The 17,611-nt window shown below is 47.9% G+C and carries 11 protein-coding genes; 1 reads left to right on the top strand and 10 read right to left on the bottom strand.

Annotated elements, in window-relative coordinates; genetic code table 11:
- Positions 1–3 precede the first annotated feature (3 nt).
- Positions 4–168 carry a helix-turn-helix domain-containing protein gene (locus NC996_RS08195; RefSeq protein WP_339380422.1) on the bottom strand — a complete coding sequence of 55 codons (165 nt, stop codon included), beginning with the start codon at positions 166–168 and terminating at the stop codon, positions 4–6.
- 869 nt (positions 169–1,037) lie between these two features.
- Here NC996_RS08195 and NC996_RS08190 point away from each other — a divergent pair.
- The gene (locus NC996_RS08190) at positions 1,038–3,491 is read left to right on the top strand and encodes an ATP-binding protein (RefSeq protein ID WP_190687880.1); all 2,454 of its coding nucleotides are present in this window, start codon (positions 1,038–1,040) and stop codon (positions 3,489–3,491) included.
- 165 nt (positions 3,492–3,656) lie between these two features.
- Here NC996_RS08190 and NC996_RS08185 read toward each other — a convergent pair whose 3' ends face one another.
- The 9 genes from NC996_RS08185 to NC996_RS08145 all read right to left on the bottom strand — a co-directional run bounded on the left by NC996_RS08185 (position 3,657) and on the right by NC996_RS08145 (position 17,187).
- Positions 3,657–4,226, bottom strand: a complete 570-nt coding sequence (locus NC996_RS08185) for a general stress protein (RefSeq protein ID WP_190528488.1) — start codon at positions 4,224–4,226, stop codon at positions 3,657–3,659.
- Positions 4,227–4,526: 300 nt separating this feature from the next.
- Positions 4,527–6,509 (bottom strand): sulfite reductase, ferredoxin dependent, encoded by a 1,983-nt coding sequence (gene sir / locus NC996_RS08180; RefSeq protein WP_190412654.1) that lies wholly within the window; start codon positions 6,507–6,509, stop codon positions 4,527–4,529.
- Positions 6,510–6,604: 95 nt separating this feature from the next.
- The gene (locus NC996_RS08175) at positions 6,605–6,778 is read right to left on the bottom strand and encodes a hypothetical protein (protein WP_190528492.1); all 174 of its coding nucleotides are present in this window, start codon (positions 6,776–6,778) and stop codon (positions 6,605–6,607) included.
- Between the two features lie 184 nt (positions 6,779–6,962).
- A complete protein-coding gene (locus NC996_RS08170; protein ID WP_242030581.1) occupies positions 6,963–7,577 on the bottom strand; it encodes an outer membrane beta-barrel protein in 615 nt (204 codons plus the stop codon).
- Positions 7,578–8,067: 490 nt separating this feature from the next.
- Complete coding sequence (locus NC996_RS08165; protein ID WP_348259982.1) at positions 8,068–9,906, bottom strand: diguanylate cyclase; 1,839 nt, start codon at positions 9,904–9,906, stop codon at positions 8,068–8,070.
- Entirely contained in the window at positions 9,903–10,253 is a 351-nt protein-coding gene (locus tag NC996_RS08160; protein WP_190687876.1) for a hypothetical protein, read from the bottom strand. Before NC996_RS08160 ends, NC996_RS08165 begins: the two co-directional genes overlap by 4 nt.
- 250 nt (positions 10,254–10,503) lie before the next feature.
- The gene (locus NC996_RS08155; protein WP_199292325.1) at positions 10,504–11,337 is read right to left on the bottom strand and encodes a FecR family protein; all 834 of its coding nucleotides are present in this window, start codon (positions 11,335–11,337) and stop codon (positions 10,504–10,506) included.
- Between the two features lie 172 nt (positions 11,338–11,509).
- Positions 11,510–12,442, bottom strand: a complete 933-nt coding sequence (locus NC996_RS08150) for a PleD family two-component system response regulator (RefSeq protein ID WP_190687874.1) — start codon at positions 12,440–12,442, stop codon at positions 11,510–11,512.
- Positions 12,443–12,504: 62 nt separating this feature from the next.
- Positions 12,505–17,187 carry a response regulator gene (locus tag NC996_RS08145; protein WP_199303238.1) on the bottom strand — a complete coding sequence of 1,561 codons (4,683 nt, stop codon included), beginning with the start codon at positions 17,185–17,187 and terminating at the stop codon, positions 12,505–12,507.
- Positions 17,188–17,611: the final 424 nt, after the last annotated feature.

Genomic DNA, 17,611 nt, shown 5'->3' with positions numbered 1-17,611 from the left:
CCATTATGATTGCAGCAGTGTTTCAATCTGCTTCCAACCGAGTGGTAAGGGGCACGTTCGTTTGTTTTCCCATCGATTCACACTATGGAACGATACCCCAAGTAGCGTTGCGAACTTTTCCTGTGAAAGTTCAAGCCGCGGGCGAGTCTCGCGGACTAACCCCGCCACCTCTAGCTGTTCAAGTGTGGTTCTTGGGCACAAATCCCTCTATCTTAATGCGTAAAATTGAACGATAGCCGGTGCGATATCCTTCCATCTATTAGCCAGAATGGGGCTATTTTCTCTTCATTCTCTTCCCCTCCTAGTCATTGACTGAAAGGATTTTTATCACTAAGTAACTGTCTTTGAACAGGTCAATTTTCACAGGCGATCTCTCCCCGTACCATCTAATGCAGGCGACCCTGGAGCGGAAGAATGCTGCTTGCACAACCAGCCGCTATCTGCACGCTGCTTTAACCTCCATTCCACAACCTAAACTGCCATACTCCGAATTTTCGACATTTAAAAATTTTGGGCTTGCGATCGCAAAACATATTTACATTTTTTTGTATAAGAAATCACCTTTGTTAGAAAAAAAAACCGAAATAACCGATTGTGACAGTAGGGGGTGCAGAATGTGCGATATATCTGTAAAGCTGGAAAATATAGGTATCCTTTCCCAATGCCCTGCCCGAAAAGGGAAAAGATGCGAGCTTAACTTGCGAATCCATTGTTAACCCTAAGCCGCACTGAGCTTGAGTTCCCTCGACACGCTCATTGCTCGCGACTTGAGGAAGAATCGAATTTATTCAATTGACCTTTAAACTTGAGACTTTTAACAGGATGAAGATTCAGCAATTGTGCCAATGCTGGTTCAATTATCCGATGGTAGTATCTAAATTTACAGGTAAAAGAGTTGCGAGAGCAGAACATCTCCATATGATTCTTAGAGAAAACTAGCTGATTGTGGAGCATAACATTGAACTCTTTCAACTTTTGCAATCTTAAATTCCTTGGAAATCTCCTATTTCTCAAGTCGATAGCAGGTAGCAGTAAGAGTGTCCATCCTAAACAACCAGGCTAACTCAGCTAGCCAAAAAAGTAGCCGGGAAGTATTGCCCAAATTGGGGAAATTCAATTTTTCTAAAGCGTTTTGGTCAAGGCTGCCAAAAAAGCAGCATCGCTACAAGCAAAGATGGCAACCTCGTGACCTAATTGTTTTATCGATACTGGCAGGGTCAACTTTGGGGGTGAGTGCGATCGCTGTAGTTAGCTATCAGGTTGTGCGGGGACTGATTCTGGAGAACCTCCAGCAACAAGCCTTACTGAAAGTCCAACAGGGGCGGGATGAGATTGACCAGTGGCTATCTAATCGGAAGACTGAAGTAGAGATGCTGGCGAACAGTCCCCTCGTGCGCTCTATAGATTGGTCAGTCGCCCAGCCTTATTTAAAGTCGGAATTGCAACGGTTTAAAGAAATTCACCAGCTGTCAATTGTCAACTCCGAGGGTTGGGGTGCGAATACCAGCGTCGGTCCTCATCGCAAAAATATTAAAGACCGGGAATGGTTTATCAACGCAATGTCAGGGCAAGTCAGTGCCGCGAATCCCGTAGTCAGTCGCACCACAGGCCTTCTACAAATCAATATCAGCGCTCCAATTATGGGGGATTCAGGGACTCAAGTGCTGGGAGCAATGGGTGGAGCGATTAAAGTTGACCGAGTGATTCAGGTAGTCAGCAGGCTCCAAGAGGGAGCTGGCAGCTATGCCTTTGCACTCAACTCCACAGGGGTGGCGATTGCCCATCCTGACCCCAAGATGATTGGCTCCGCAGAGCATGAGGCACCCAGCTTCTTACAATCTTCCAATCCGGCACTGGCAGCGATCGCCCAGCACATGGTTGCCAAACAAGCAGGGATTGAACTATTACGAGTCAATGACAGATGGAACTACGTTGCCTACGTGCCCCTAAAGGAAGCGGATTGGTCAATTGCGCTGGTTATTCCTCACCAGAATATCGAATCTAACTTAGGCGCACTCAACCTCTTGGCGACCGTTTTAGGCGGATTGTTGCTTATTGCCCTGATTGGTGCATGGCGACAGGTGCAGCTGTTTGAGCAAACCCGCACTCGTGCCAAGCAGGAAGCTCTACTGAATCGTTTGGTGTGTCGTATCCGAGAATCTTTAGAGCTACAAACCATTGTTCAGACGACAGTTACAGAACTGGCAACCTTAACACAGTTTGATAGAGTGCTGTTTGGCTGGTACGATCCCCAATCCCAAACCCTTGAGCTGGTTGGCGACTCTCACGCCCAAACATTGACGATTCAGCCAAGAAAGTTTCAGTCCAATTCGTGTATAGACATAGCAGCTTGTCTACAGCAGACAGAAGCACTTCATCTGTTGTTTGTTGATGCTGAGTTAGAGCAAACACCTCTACAGTTAAAAGCTCACGCCTACCTTGCACTCCCTATCCCGCTTTTAGATGGCTGCTGCGGCTATCTCATTGGGTTGCACGCTCATTCCCTAAGTCCACTAGATCGGGAATTACTCAAAGCAGTTGTCGATCAGTTAGCAGTTGCCATTACTCAGGCTCAGCTTTACAACCAAACCCAACAACAGATTACACTGCTCAACCAAACGCTGAGCAAACTTAACCAGACCCAACTCCATCTGGTGCAGAGCGAGAAAATGTCTAGTTTGGGTCAGATGGTGGCAGGCATTGCCCACGAAATCAATAATCCAGTTAACTTCATCTACGGCAACCTTACTCATGCCAGCTCTTACATCCAAGATTTACTAGAGTTGATTGAGCTGTACCAAGAGCAGTATCCTCAGCCCACGCCCCAGATTCAAGACAAAGCAGAGGACATGGAACTGGAATTTCTCAAAGAAGATTTATCCAAACTCCTTGCCTCGATGCAAGTTGGCGCTCAGCGTATTCGTGATATTGTTTACTCGCTGCGTGTGTTTTCCCGTTTGGATGAATCAGAAGTCAAGGATGTGGATATTCACCAGGGCATTGATAGCACGCTGATGCTTTTGCAAAACCGTCTTAAGGCAAAGCCAGATCATCCAGCCATTGAAGTTGTCAAGGAGTATGGTCAGTTACCTAAAATTGAGTGCCATGCCGGACAACTCAACCAGGTATTTATGAACCTCCTCAGCAATGCGATTGATGCCATAGAGGAGTTTAACTTCAAGCGTAGCTATCAAGACCTGCAAGCCAACCCCGGTCGAATTACAATTCGCACGCAAGTTTTGGCATCAAAACAAATTGCGATCCGGATTGCAGATAATGGAGCGGGGATTGCTGAAGATATTCAGCAACGGTTATTTGACCCCTTCTTCACCACCAAGGCGGTTGGAAAGGGAACCGGGATGGGATTAGCAATTAGCTATCAGATAGTGACAGAGACACATGGGGGACAGTTGCGGTGCATTTCGGCACCGGGACAAGGAGCAGAATTTGCGATCGAGATTCCGATCCAACAATCACCGCAACCATCGTAGGAATTGATTGAGCAATCAGTTTAGGGGGAAAGTTAGGGCACAATTCCCGACTACAGCTCAACAAAAAAGTAAGGACAAAATAGATTTGAGAAAAGTTTAGTGAAACTTTCTCAAATCTAGATTCACCTAACTTGGTGAAAATTGGATCTTGGTATTCTTGGAAATTTAGGACAAGACAGGTGAATCGTTGGGTCGGTTATAAACAGCCCAATCCTGAATTCCCCGCTCGCGAAAAACTCCTTCAACTTTGGCGATTTCCTCGTCTGTTCCATCCACAATTACCAAATAGTAATTGTAGAACAGGCGATCGCTATAAACTTTAGCGTCATCTTCATGAATGCCGAGATCGGTTAATGCCTCAATCAGGCGATTCGTTGCCGCTGTTCCAATCCCAACACCAGCAATCGTACCGGCTAGTGTCAAGCCCAGACCACCCGCTGCCATTACAGCCCCCACGCCAGGAACGGCTAAAGTGCTAAGACTGGTGAATATGCCACCAAACAGCCCAACGTTAGTATTTGCGTTGGCTTTTGTGGCAGCAGTGACGCTAGCTTCATCACCAATGCGATCGCTCATATTCGCACCGGCAAGTTGATCGTCAGGTTTTGCTTGTGTGGTAATTACCGAAACCCTATCTATTGGGAAGCCAGCTTTGTTAACTTCATCGAGTGCAGTTTCTGCATCTTGACGATTAGAAAATACCCCCACAGCACGCTTATTTTCAGCTACAGTCATTTTTCCCTCCGATTGCCATATCTGCATCGCGAATCCACAAATGCAGAATTGATTTTTTAATCCTTGATGTTGAAATTTTGGTATTTTCTGCTACTAGATCCATCAATCCCTAGATGTAACTCGGAGGTAGAGTCTCTCCGGGCGTTTTGTTACGGCTGAGTTGAATGATTGAAGACTCATCTCAAATCCGTCTACTTGCCCATCATATAAAGAACCCCTCCCCGCAAGCGGGAAAGGGTTGGGGTTCTGGGAAATTAGGGGAATCAACCAGACTTTAAGATTACTGAGTCGCCAGCCGGATTACTCGTTAGGCTTTTGATTCGCCTGTAAGAAAGCTTCGATTACCTCAGTTGCCAATTGAGTCATGGGCTTACCCTGACGGGCTGCTTCTGCTTTCAAGCGGCTGTAAACATCATCCCGGACATTGATCCGACGACGGATTTTAGCTGCAACTGCAATTTCTGATTCTTCTGGCAGCACCACCTCATTAATCAACCCGGTATCTGACTGAGGAGAGACTGCTTCTGACTCATAGTCAACTGTAAATTGACGAATCGCATCAAAACCAACGCGATCGCAGAAATCCCCAAAACCTTCTTGGGGTTGCCGCGACTGCTTGAAGTAAACGAAAATCGGCTCTAATTCGGTTTCTAGCTCGTTAATGTGCAGCCGATCCATATAGGCTCTAGAGAGTCGCGTTTGGTCGCGTGAAGCCCCTAGCCAAATCTGATAAGATTCAGCCGCACTCCCGACAAATCCTAATTCTGCCAGATAGGGACGAGCGCAACCATTCGGGCAACCCGTCATCCGCACGATAAAGTGTTCGTTTTCCAATCCCACTTTTTTCAGCAGCGCCCGAACCCGATTCAAGAGATCCGGCATGATCCGTTCCGATTCGGTAATCGCCAAGCCGCAAGTCGGCATGGCGGGGCAAGCCATTGAATAGCGCACCAACGGGTCAAGTTGATTGGGGTCTGCCTGAACGCCACAGCGGTCAAGAATCTGCTGAATTTCGGTTTTTTGCGCCGGGTCAATTTCGTAAAACAGCAAGTTTTGGTTGGGTGTCAGGCGAATCGGTAGCGAGAACTTCTGCACGATTTCCCGCAGTGCAGTTCTGAGCTTAAAGTTACCTTCGTCCTTCACCCGACCATTTTCAATCGGAATTCCTAGAAACAGCTTGCCGTCGCCTTGTTCGTTCCATCCCAAGAAATCTTTGTATTTAAACGGCGGTAACTCTTTAAAAGCTGCCAGCGGTTTGCCAAAGTATTCTTCGACTTTGGCGCGGAACTTCTCGACGCCCCAATCTTCGATTAGGTATTTCATCCGCGCATGACGGCGGTTAGTGCGATCGCCATAATCTCTTTGAGTGGCGACAATTGCTTTGATCAGATCGTAGATATCTTGTTTCTCTACATACCCGATGGGATCTGCCATCCGGGGAAATGTCTCTTCTTTGTTGTGGGTGCGTCCCAAACCACCACCTGCAAAGACATTAAATCCCTCTAGTTCTCCCTCGGTGTTGGTAATTACCACCAAGCTGACATCTTGGGAATAGAGGTCAACCGAATTATCCCCCGGTACCGTTACGGCACACTTAAATTTCCGGGGCATATAGCGATCGCCATATAGCGGTTCTTCTTTCCCGTGGACGACGGTGCCGTTGCCGTTGCGTTGCCGCGCCGCCTTTACCTCTGGGTTTTCTTCCGCGCTAATGGACTTTTCGCCATCCAGCCAAATTTCATAATATGCACCTGTTTGCGGTGCCAGTAGGTCAGCAATATTGTTGGCATACTCCCAGGTATATTCGTAGTCCCGGCGATTTTTATAAGGCGCTGGGGGCGTCATCACATTGCGGTTGAGATCGCCGCAGGCTCCCAGCGTTGACCCCATGTTTTTAATGATGGCAGCGATGGATGCTTTGAGATTTTTCTTTAAAATTCCATGCAGCTGAAAACCCTGGCGAGTCGTAGCGCGTAGCGTTCCATTGCCATATTCCTCAGCCAGTCGGTCTAAGGTCAGATACAGTTGCGGTGGAATGAAGCCCCCCGGATTACGGGTACGCAGCATGAACTGGTAATCTTTTTCCTGACCCTTCACCCGGTTGTCCCGGTTATCCTGCTGGTACGATCCGTGAAATTTGAGAATCTGGGTGGCATCTTCTGTGAAGCTGTTGGTGTCTTCCAGTAGCTCAGTTGCCACAGGTTCGCGTAAAAAGTTGCTGCGTTCTTTGAGTCCTTCTACTTTAGAAAGCTTTTGGACTGGGGAAATCGGAGATTTAACCATCGGAAACTAAGGGGCTGAACGGTTGAACTGGATCACCGGAAAATCTATCGGGATTACGGCGTATACATTCATGGTACTATCACCATTCTTAATCTTTAGCGATAGGTGAGAAAATCCCTAGATTTTAACAATTCTTGCAGAAAGGGATATCCCCAGAGGACGCCCTTCGGTTCGCCACACCGTGATGCAGGGATGCAGTGATGCAAGTAAGAGCGTCGAGTCTTCGCGCCTAACCCGATTTTTGAGCCTAGCAATCTTAAGCCGTCCATTGAATCAGCTCCATCGGTAGGTTAGCATAGCTACCCTACTGTGCGGTGTATCAAACCCAAGTGAGAACTGCTATAAAAACAAAGTGGGACAGGCTTTATTAACCTGTCCCACTTTGTTAGAAGTCAGTTAAGTCAAAATATCTCGAACCAAACACCGCCAAGAACGATAGAGAGAGCGTTAATCTTAGAATCCGTAGCCGACTCCTAGCTGGACGCTAACAGAAGAAGCAGGACTGTTTTCGTAAGGCTTGATTCCCAGTTTGGCATCGCTGAAGACTACAACGTTCTTGGCAACTTCTGCTTCGACGCCAGCCGTGACTACAGGCGCATTGCGGTTGCCGAAGGTAGATGGTTTGCCTTCCGATTCATGCAAACCGTAGCCACCACCAACGTAGAAGTTAGCTTTATTGGTAACAGGCACATCATAAGTAACCATCGGAATGATAGTGCTGGTTTCGTTGGTGAACTGTACGGAACCTCTAATAGAAACTGGCGTCTTGGGAACCGCATAGCGGCCTTGAATCACACCGCCGACTGCGGCAGCATCGCCATCTTGTCCGCCATTTGTAACGCTAGCAGAACCACCAACTCCGACATAATTTGCTCGTGTTCCAGTGGGTTTTGCAGAAGCATCCAAACTAGACATTAAAACAGGAGCGATCGCTAGTGCAGATAGTACGGAAATCTTAGCTACGGATTTGAGAGCGCGATTCATAATTACTTCCTTCAATTCTCTGGTTTTCAGTTGCTTTGTTACATTCAAAGTCGTTAGCCAAAGCAAAAGGTTCCAGAAATCCATAAAAATTTTTTCCGCCCGCTCAAATCAAGGATTGCTAAATCTTTTAAGTCTCAGCATTCCCCTACAGGTAATGGCTTTAAGCTCTTTAAATCCCAAAATAACAGTAAATATTTTAGTATCTGAATAATGTTTTTACCTCTGGCAATGGGTTGAAGTAGCATTTCCTCAAATAGAGGCTTCCTGCCAGTGGACTGTTTGGAAAGTGGCACAAATCCATGAAAGATTCAAGGAACTATTTTGTTGTCTTAGCAGTCTAAAATTTAAGGGCAATTTTCATCAAAAAAAGTAATCGTAAAGTCTCATAACCCTATAAAATTGCTCTATAAAGCTAAGAAGTTGGGAGCTGGCTGGATTAGGGAAAACAACTTTAAAAAGTTATAATTGTAACGATATTTTTAAAAATAGACTAAATTTCACTCATCACAGGTCATCGGGAAAGTGCCGGATGGTTATAGCTGTTAAGAACCGCAGACACTAACCCGAAGAGTGGCTAAGAGCAGCATCGGCTAACGCGATCGCGTCCCAGAGCTTTTGCCTGATAAAGCGCCTCATCCGCTGTCTTTAACAATATTTCTGGTGAAGTATCGCAGTCGGGAACCGTAGTCGCAACGCCCAAACTCAGCGTCACATACTGACTAACTAAAGAATGGCTATGGACAATCTTTAAGTCTTGCACTGCCACTCGAATCTCTTCTGCCACTTGCAATGCCCCATTTTGTGTAGTGTTGGGCAAAATTACGGCAAATTCTTCGCCCCCGTATCGAGCGACTAAATCCGCTGGTCGCTTGACAGCTTGAGCGATCGCACTGGCGACGGTAATTAAACAAGTATCCCCGGCTTGATGACCATAGGTGTCATTGTAGAGTTTGAAAAAGTCAATATCGCACAAGATCAGAGACAGGGGGACTTTTTCTCGTCTCAGACGCCGCCACTCCTGATCTAGGTACTCATCAAACCGGCGTCGGTTCGGCAGACCCGTCAGACCGTCCAAAGTCGCAAGGCGCTGCAACTTTTGGTTAGCTGCCTCCAATTGTTCATAGAGTTGCCCTTGTTGAATGGCAATACCCACCTGCATCGCCAAAGAAGAGAGCAGATCGATTTCCCACGGTTGCCAATGTCGGGGTTGCGAACAATGATGAGCAATCAGCAACCCCCACAACTGTTGCCCTTGCAGAATCGGAACGACTAAGTTCGCTTTAACCTGAAACTGCTCCAGCACATCGATATGACACTGACCCAGTCCTGAGTTGTAAATATCTGCGATTGCTTGAACCCGACTCTGCTGATACAGCTGGGCGTACTTTTCCTTAAAACAGGGATCGTAGACGGGAGTTCCCAGCATCGAAGTCCAATTGGGGTCTACAGACTCCACCGCCACAACCCCGCGCCAGCCTGCCTCGAAACGATAAATAATCACCCGGTCGCAGGCTAGAAATTGCCGCACTTCTGCCACCGTCGTGTTGAGAATCTCGCTGAGATTGAGAGACTGACGGATGCGCTCTAGCATCGCCCCTATCAGTTGCTCCCTGAGAACTTGCAGTCGCAGTGCCTCCTCCGCCTGCTTGCGTTCGGTGATATCGGTGAGCGTGCCAATAAAGCCAACAGTCGCACCGGCTACTCCTTGTTCCGCCACCGCCTGACCAAACACCCAGGTGACGACTCCATCCGCACGCCCAAACCGATACTCTGAGGCAAATCGCCGGTTTTCTATTATCGCCTGCTTCCATTCGCTGATGACGCGATCGCGATCGTCGGGATGCAGCGCTCTCGTCCAACCTTCTCCGAGTGCTTCCGCCAGGGTTAATCCTGCCAGTTCGCGCCAGCGCTCGTTGACATACAAACAGTTCCCTTCTACATCTGTGTGGAAAATCCCTACCGGCGACATTTTAGCTAAGGTGTAATACCGATACTCACTTTCCTGAAGGGCTTCCTCGGTTCGCTTGCGCTCGGTGATATCAGTGATTGACCCTGCCATACGATAAGGTATGCCTTGCTCATCTCGAAATGCAATCCCCCGACAGAGAAACCACCGGATATTGCCATTCTTGTGGATCATCCGATGTTCGATTTCATACTGGGGTGTCAACCCTTCGAGATAAATACTTGCAGCCGTCATCACCCATTCCCGCTGATCCGGATGTACCAGATGGAGCCAAGCCTCTATACGGTTGTCAATTTCGTCTTCGCGATAGCCCAGCATCGCTTTCCAGCTAGCGGTGAGATACATTTCACCAGTTTGGAGATCCCAGTCCCAAAGTCCTACTTGACCGGCATTAACGGCTAGGACATAGCGTTCCTCTGCCTGGTGAGCAGGAGTCATGTCCGTCATAAAGCGATCGCGCCCGTAAATAAATCGGCAAAAACTTTTAAAAAGTTGTCCCAATACAGCCCGCACGCTTTTTTGGCATCCGTGAAGAATGCTTTATTTTTCCTGCCTTCGGCTGTGAGTGTGGCTGCATTCCAAACTTGCGGTTGATTTGTCCCAACCTGCACTCGGATGAAGTACATCGAGGCAGGTTGGAAGAGGGTGCTAAAACATTGCTTCAATTTCCCTACCTTTTGACGCAGCGCTTTCTCTAGTTGGCGACGTTCTAGATGCGATTGGGGTTGCTGGAACGTAAGCACGGAGGCTTCATCCTGGAAATCATGCCAGGAAGCTGGGCAATCAAAGCGCATTTGAGTTTGTTGTTTAAGAGGGGTGTTTTAAAGAGTCTCAATCTACCGGGGGTTTAAATAAAAACGACACTCCCCGGTCATCTAAAAAAGTAAGTTGAGATGCCCCAAGGTTCTAAATTCTATTATTGTCGAAAGGTTTAAGCGATCGCGTAATTCGCTTTTGCGAACATAAAATGCGTTGGCAAAAGCGAGGCGATTTTAGGGAGAAGGGTTGCAGATAAAATGCACTGAGCAAGTCTAACGACCAACCTCACGGAACCAGCAGTTCATACGCCTGCCGTTGTCCCAAAGGAGTTACCACAACCGCTTGAATTTTCCGTTGCTTAGGCAGTGGTACTGTAATATCAAATTCACCAGTGCGCTCCACATTCTGTAAAGTAGACGCCACGATCAACAGATTGAACGGATCGATTAGACCGCGAATGCGTACGCGATCGCCCTCTATCGCCGCTAGAACTCGGATCTCTAATTCACCCTCTTCTTTTAAAGGAATTGGCTGGGAAGGGGGTTCGCCAGGAATCACTAAAGTCCGAAACCCAGCATTGACTTCTACGGCTTGCCCCTGAGCTTCCTCGACCACGCTCCCTTCCAGGGTGGCAACGCTCGTCTTGCCATTGGGTTTGACGCTCACACCAAATTGCGTCCCGCGAACGCCACTCAAACCGGCAGGTGTTTCAATTTCAAAGCGCGAATTGGGATTCGTAAACGGTCGTACCTCCAGGCGAGCTTGTCCCCCCGTGACTTGAAGCCGCGTAATTTTACCCCCATCAGGCATTGTCTGCAATTGTTGTACTTGCAGAGTCGTATTTTCTGAGACATTCACGAAGCCAATGCCGGTATCGACGGCTAGGACCGCTTTGGACTCGTCGCCCGTTGTGATAGTATCCCCCACGTCCTCAAGGCGCAAGCCGACCCTCACCGACCCAGCAGCGTCTCTAAGTTTATAGGTGACTTTACCTGCATAGGAAACGACTTCTAACCGTCGGTTGAGTCGAACCTGCAAAGGTTTTGCCACTGAGTCTGTACCGATGCTTAAGAGAGCCACCAACAGCAGGAGAGACACGAATGCTCTACGACTTTTCACTGCTCACCTCTTGTAGAAATGAAAAATTAAAAATTACTAATTTGATTTTGCAGTTTTAATTTTTTCAGATGATTTGTGCATATTAACTTGATTAAGCGATCGCACTTTATATCACCTTTTATATCTGCGTGGCTGATTGTATCTACCGATGCATCATCGCCAGAAGCTGCGTCTAGGAGCATACGCGATCGCGTCCCCCTGCTTTTGCCCGATACAACGCCTCATCAGCTTCCTTAAGTAACGCTTCTGGCGAGGCGTCATGCAAAGGAATCGCGCCAGCAACACCCAAACTCAGCGTTACATACTGGCTAACAGCAGACTTGGTATGAACAATTTCTAAAGATTTCACAGCCTGTCGAATTTCCGTTGCGACTTGCAACCCACCCGCAGCAGAGGTATTAGGCAAAATTACTGCAAACTCTTCGCCGCCATAGCGTGCGACTAAATCTGTCGAGCGCTTGACAACCCGAAACAAGGCACCGGCGACAGTTTGTAAACAAATATCTCCAGCTTGATGCCCGTAAGTATCGTTGTAGGTTTTGAAAAAATCGATATCGCAGAAGATGAGAGATAGGGGCAGTTGTTCGCGTAACATTCGCCGCCACTCTTGACCAAGATACTCATCAAATCGACGGCGGTTTGCCAGTCCCGTCAGACTGTCGAAGGTCGCAAGTCGCTGCAAGTCTCGGTTTGCCACCTCCAGTTGTTGATAAAGTTGAAATTGTTGGATTAAACGCCGCACCCGCTGACGCAGTACGGGCCAGTGAATAGGTTTGGTAACGAAATCAATGGCTCCGACCTCAAAAGCTCGGTCAACGGATTCTTTGTCGTCAAGACCTGTAATCATCAATACGGGAGTGCGATCGCATGAAGGGATCTCTTGTAGCCTGGAGCAGCAAGTGAAGCCATCCATTACCGGCATCATGGCATCGAGCAAGACAATATGCGGCTGAAAGCGAACATAAACACTCAAGCACTCCTCTCCATTGCTCGCTTCAACAACCTGGTATCCTTCCTGTTGCATTGCTTGACACAGTAGCTGACGCATGATTCTGTCGTCGTCTACCACGAGGACGATAGAGGGTTCTTGGGGAAGGGAAAGCATTTTTATTAGACCTATCCGTAAATTGGTATAGGATGTACTCCGGACGGAGGTTTCAATCTCGATCAAAGATGGAAATCTTGCAACGCACAGCGCACGCGCTCATACTCCGCCTCCATCTGCGATGCGATTTCCGGTGCCCCTGCTAGAGTATCGTCTTTCGCGATCGCTTCGAGTTGCTTACACAAATTGGATAGGGTCATAGCACCTAGCGTCGCACTGGTTGACTTAAGCGTGTGAGTCGCCTGTCGCAGCGCCACGGCATCTCCAGCATCTACTGCATTCCGAATGACTTGCAATATTTGGGGTGTATCTTCCAAAAAGCTATCAATGACTTCTACCAGAACGGATGAAGCATTCTCTCCAAACATATCGCAAAGCGCTTGGATTGCCTGGAAATCAACGGCAGAGGTGGAGATGGGGAGGCGGGGAAGCGGCTGCAAAGCAGCGAGTGCCTTCAGCAGCGCCTCCATCTGGATCGGCTTGCTGACGTAATTATCCATCCCCGCGCTCAAACACTCCTCGCGATCGCTCTGCATCGCATTCGCCGTCATGGCAATAATCCAGGGACGTTGCTCGTAGGGCCATTCCTCACAGATCCGTCGCGTAGCGCTCAATCCGTCCATTTCTGGCATTTGCACATCCATCAGAACAACATCATAGGGCTGGCGTTGCAGCGCTTGCAGCACTTCCAAACCGTTGCTGGCGATATCCGCTCGATATCCCAGACGCCCTAATAGATGCAGCGCCACCTTTTGGTTGACGACATTGTCTTCGGCTAACAGAATTCGTAGCGGTAGCCGTTGCGCTAGATTCGGGTCAATCGGTTCGGGATGGGGACGCGGACTTGGCAGCGCAGCGGGTTCGCCAAGCAGACCGCTCAAGACATTGTAGAGCTGAGATTGTTTAATCGGTTTATTCAGGAAGGCGGCAAAATTTGCTTGCTGTGCTTGTAGCTCTATCTCCGACTTGCCCAGAGAAGTTAACATCACCAATGGCAACGTCCGAGTATTGGGTAGTTTGCGAATTTCTGCCGCTAAATTTAAGCCATCCATCTGCGGCATTTGCATATCCAGAATCGCAATATCAAAGGTCTCCTGATTGCTCAGCCAGTTCAGGGCTTCTTCCCCAGAGGTGGCGGCGCGGGAGATCATTCCCCACGCGATCGCCTGCAAAGTCAAAATTTGCCGATTGGTCGCGTTATCATCCACAATCAACAACCGTTTTCCAGCTAACAGTTGTTGGGAGTCGCGGCTGTCAGCAAGCGTTGAAGCGGGAACGGAAGTTGCGACAACAGCGAAATAAAATGTGGAACCCTGACCCCCTTCACTTTCCACCCAAATTCTACCGCCCATCATTTCTGTTAATTGTCGGCTAATCGCTAATCCCAACCCCGTACCGCCATAGTTGCGAGTTGTAGAGGAGTCAACCTGGCTGAAGGGTTTAAATAGACGGTCTATACGGTCAGAAGGAATCCCAATTCCGGTATCTTTAACGGCAAAACGAATCGCATATTTGTGATTTTTTATTTTGGGTTTTCGATGTTGGATTGCAGCTTTTTCTTCTAGTTCTTCAACAGAAATCGGTTTGTTCGTCTCATCTGTAAGATGAGCAATTTCTTGTTCTAAATTCGCTCCCCAGCTCCCCAGCCCCCCTGTCCCTCTGCCTCGTTCTCCCAATTGACGAGCTTTTACCGAAATCACAACTTCCCCTTGGGGTGTGAATTTAACAGCATTCGCAATTAGATTTACCAGAATTTGGCGGAGTCGCGTTACATCCCCCACAATCATTTTCGGTACAGAAGGATCTATCAAATACGCTAATTCCAAGTTTTTTTCTGCCGCCTTGTGAGCTAGCAAATCAAGCGATTCTTCGATACAATCTCGCAGATTGAAAGGTTGCTGTTCCAGTTCCAGCTTACCGGACTCAATTTTAGAGAAGTCAAGGATGTCATTAATAATTGTGAGTAAGCCATCGCCGCTGTTGCGAATGGTTTCTACAAAGTCTCGCTGTTGTGGCTTGAGTTCGGTATCTAGTAGTAACCCAGTCATGCCAATTACCGCATTCATGGGAGTGCGGATTTCGTGGCTCATGGTCGCTAAAAATTCACTTTTAGCACGGTTAGCTGCTTCTGCCTCTTGTTTTGCTTTTTCTAAGGCAACATTTTGCTGAGCTAATTGTTCGCGTTGGCGGGTTTCTTGCTCTAATAGGCAAGCTTGAGCCAGAGCAATACCGACTTGATCTGCCACTGCTTCGAGTAATTCAATTTCCTCTTTAGTCCACTCACGGAAGGTGTTACATTGATGCAAGCCAATCACACCGTTAGTTTCTCCTTGATAGGAAGTGCGAATCGCCAGCATCGATTTGAGTTGAATTTGCTGACACAGAGAAACAGTTTCTTTGAGCAGCGGATCGGCATAGACATTTGAGGAAGCGATCGCGCGATCTTGAGCAATTGTTTGTTCGGCATGGGGATTGCCAACAACGGGGATTTGTACATCCATTATCGAATCATACCCAGGCTCCAAATACTCCGCCACTAGGGGAATTTGTGGTTTAGGGGTGGCGATGTATGAGTAAATCAAACAGCGATTCACGGCGAATGTTTCGCCCAATAACTTACAAGTCGTTTGAAAAATTTCTTGTGTTTCTAGCTTGGCGCGAATCTCTTGGGTAATCCGTTTAAGCAGCAAAGTCCTGGTAACTTGCTGTTGTAGGGCTTCTTGGGCTTTTGCCCGCTCAACTTCACCTCCTACCCACTGTGCCATGAGCTTCACTAGCTCTTTGTCTACCACCGTGAATGGTTGCGATCGCACTTTTAAACTGGAGAAACTGAGGGTACCGTAAACAATCCCGCCTGCCACTACCCTGGTACCAATATATGCCTCTATTCTGAAAGGGGTATTTGCCGGATACTGGTACCATTGCGATCGCTCAACGGACTCAAAGCAAATCGGTTCGTCGCAGCGCAGTGCTTCACCGCAATAAGTCTGCTTAACATCGAAAAGATTTCCTTTGGCAAGATGAAGGGGTGAGTTTTCGGGCACCTGAGCAGCAATCAGGTAATATTTATCCCCTTCAATCTTCGCTAGCGTCCCGATTTCTAAGCCAAATCGCCAGCATCCCATTTTCAGCATCCGCTGGATGCGTTGGTCGAAGTGTAGCGGCGTTCCTTTTCCGCCTTGAGCTGCCGTCACTTCATACAGCGCTCGTAACCCTGCCTCGCTCTCTCGCAGTTCGTGTTCCGCTTGCTGGCGCTGCGTGATGTCGCTGCCAATTCCGAGAAACCCAGTAATGTTGCCCTCAGTATCCCGTAACGCCGTCATCGACACCAGCACGGGAAAACGACTACCATCTTTGCGGATAAACGTCCATTCGCGCTCGTCCACTTCTCCACGACGCGCCTTGGCAACAAAAACCTCAAACCTTGGATCGATGGGGATTCCCAACTCCTGTGACAATTCTTGGGCACGCCGGAATACTTCGCGTGAATCGTGAAATCGCAGGGGTGTTGTTTTGCCCACGACTTCAGCAGCAGCGTATCCTAAATATTTCTCGGCGGCGGCATTAAAGGTGCAAATTGTGCCATCTGGTGTTGTAGAAACGATCGTGTAGTTGGCACTATCCAAAATTGCCCGCTGCAAGCTGGTTGTCTTTTGGAGTGCCTCTTCAGTTTGCTTGCGATCCGTAATGTCATTTAAGGTGCCGGAAATACCCACGATACTTCCGCTAACATCCAGTGTCGCGCAGGCATAAACGTCAAGCCAGCAAAAGCTGCCATCAGCGGTTAGGATGCGGATCTCCTGTCGGTAAAATTTCGTTTGGCATTGAATCAGAGCTTGAAACAGTTTTATATTGCGTTGGCGATCTTCAGGATGAACGTAGTTTAGAACATGAGTGCCAAGACTTTGGGCAATCGAGAATTTGGTGATTTCTGTCCAAGCCGGATTCAGAAATGTCCACAAACCTGTGACGTCTGTTTGAAAAATTACTTCTTTGACGTTATCAACGACAGAGCGATATTTTTTATCGCTTTCTCCTAACGCTTCCACTACCTGTTGATGCTGAGAAACGGTGCGTTCTAATTGATTGAGATGAATTCGGAGTTCCATCTGAGCGATCGCTTGCCGCGCCAACGCTTTGAGCGCTTCAATTTGTTGGCTCATTAGCTTTCGAGGAATCTGGTCAATTACGCATAAGGTGCCCAAAACAAAGCCATCGGGCGTTACCAAGGGAACTCCGGCATAAAACCGGATATAAGGGTCAGATGTCACCAGAGGATTTCTGGCAAAGCGTTCATCAACTAACGTATTGCGTACAATTAATAATTCATCTGATTTTAAAATTGTGTGAGCGCAGAACGCTAAATACTTTGCTGTTTCTGTTGCTTTCAGACCGATTTTCGACTTAAACCACTGGCGATTGCTATCAACCAGGCTGATGAGGGCAATGGGAGTGTTACAAATGTGGGAAGCCAGTGCAGTCAGATCGTCAAATGCTTGTTCTGCCGGAGTATCGAGAATTTCATAGCGATAAAGTGCCTTGAGCCGATTTGCTTCAGCCTCAAGGCTGGCTGCGTCGCTGTTTAGGGGCAAGAATGGTTGCCGCTCAAAAGAAGAATATTCGCTCTCCCCTTGAGGCAGAAGACTTGGGTTTTTTTTGGGTTGCTGAAACAGCAAATACCGTAGAGGCGGCTTGCTAAGGTGTCTGTATAGCGATCGCAGGATAGGACGGAGGATTTTCATCATCAATATGAACTAGAGCCGATACAGCCCCAGAAACTCTTCCTTTGATGTTTGCGGGCTTTCATCCCCTGAAGGTCTGTCTGGCTTTTGCGAGCGGTTGTTCGGCTTCCAGGTTAACTTTCCGGGCAGATAACTCCCACTTCAACCTGTGTCCAATATAAGCTGCTCTTACATTAAACTTAATCGGAAATAAGAGGTTGTAGAGAAAAGTGGGATCGTTTCTATTCCTTTCACCCTAAGCTGTCACCAGCTAGCGATAGCTGAGACGGAAGTTGTGCAATCCACAAGCCGTTTCCATCACATCATCAACATAATAGACCTCTTGCACGAATCAGCTAACCAGAGCTAGCTCAAAGTTGATGATGCCTGCGAGTAGATGCACTCGGCGCGTAAAGTGCCGCCGTCGATTCCGATAGCGCTCAGCCAA

This window comes from Trichocoleus sp. ST-U2 (assembly GCF_039961875.1).
Taxonomy (GTDB): Bacteria; Cyanobacteriota; Cyanobacteriia; order Cyanobacteriales; family FACHB-T130; genus FACHB-T130.
This window is presented reverse-complemented; position numbering and strand designations above follow the sequence as displayed.

Excerpts from the sequence above, each read along its gene's own strand:
- NC996_RS08145 (WP_199303238.1), bottom strand. The coding sequence starts at position 17,187 with ATGATGAAAATCCTCCGTCCTATCCTGCGATCGCTATACAGACACCTT.
- NC996_RS08150 (WP_190687874.1), bottom strand. The coding sequence starts at position 12,442 with ATGCTTTCCCTTCCCCAAGAACCCTCTATCGTCCTCGTGGTAGACGAC.
- sir (WP_190412654.1), bottom strand. The coding sequence starts at position 6,509 with ATGGTTAAATCTCCGATTTCCCCAGTCCAAAAGCTTTCTAAAGTAGAA.
- NC996_RS08175 (WP_190528492.1), bottom strand. The coding sequence starts at position 6,778 with ATGGACGGCTTAAGATTGCTAGGCTCAAAAATCGGGTTAGGCGCGAAG.
- NC996_RS08165 (WP_348259982.1), bottom strand. The coding sequence starts at position 9,906 with ATGACGGACATGACTCCTGCTCACCAGGCAGAGGAACGCTATGTCCTA.
- NC996_RS08185 (WP_190528488.1), bottom strand. The coding sequence starts at position 4,226 with ATGACTGTAGCTGAAAATAAGCGTGCTGTGGGGGTATTTTCTAATCGT.
- NC996_RS08170 (WP_242030581.1), bottom strand. The coding sequence starts at position 7,577 with ATGGATTTCTGGAACCTTTTGCTTTGGCTAACGACTTTGAATGTAACA.
- NC996_RS08160 (WP_190687876.1), bottom strand. The coding sequence starts at position 10,253 with ATGCGCTTTGATTGCCCAGCTTCCTGGCATGATTTCCAGGATGAAGCC.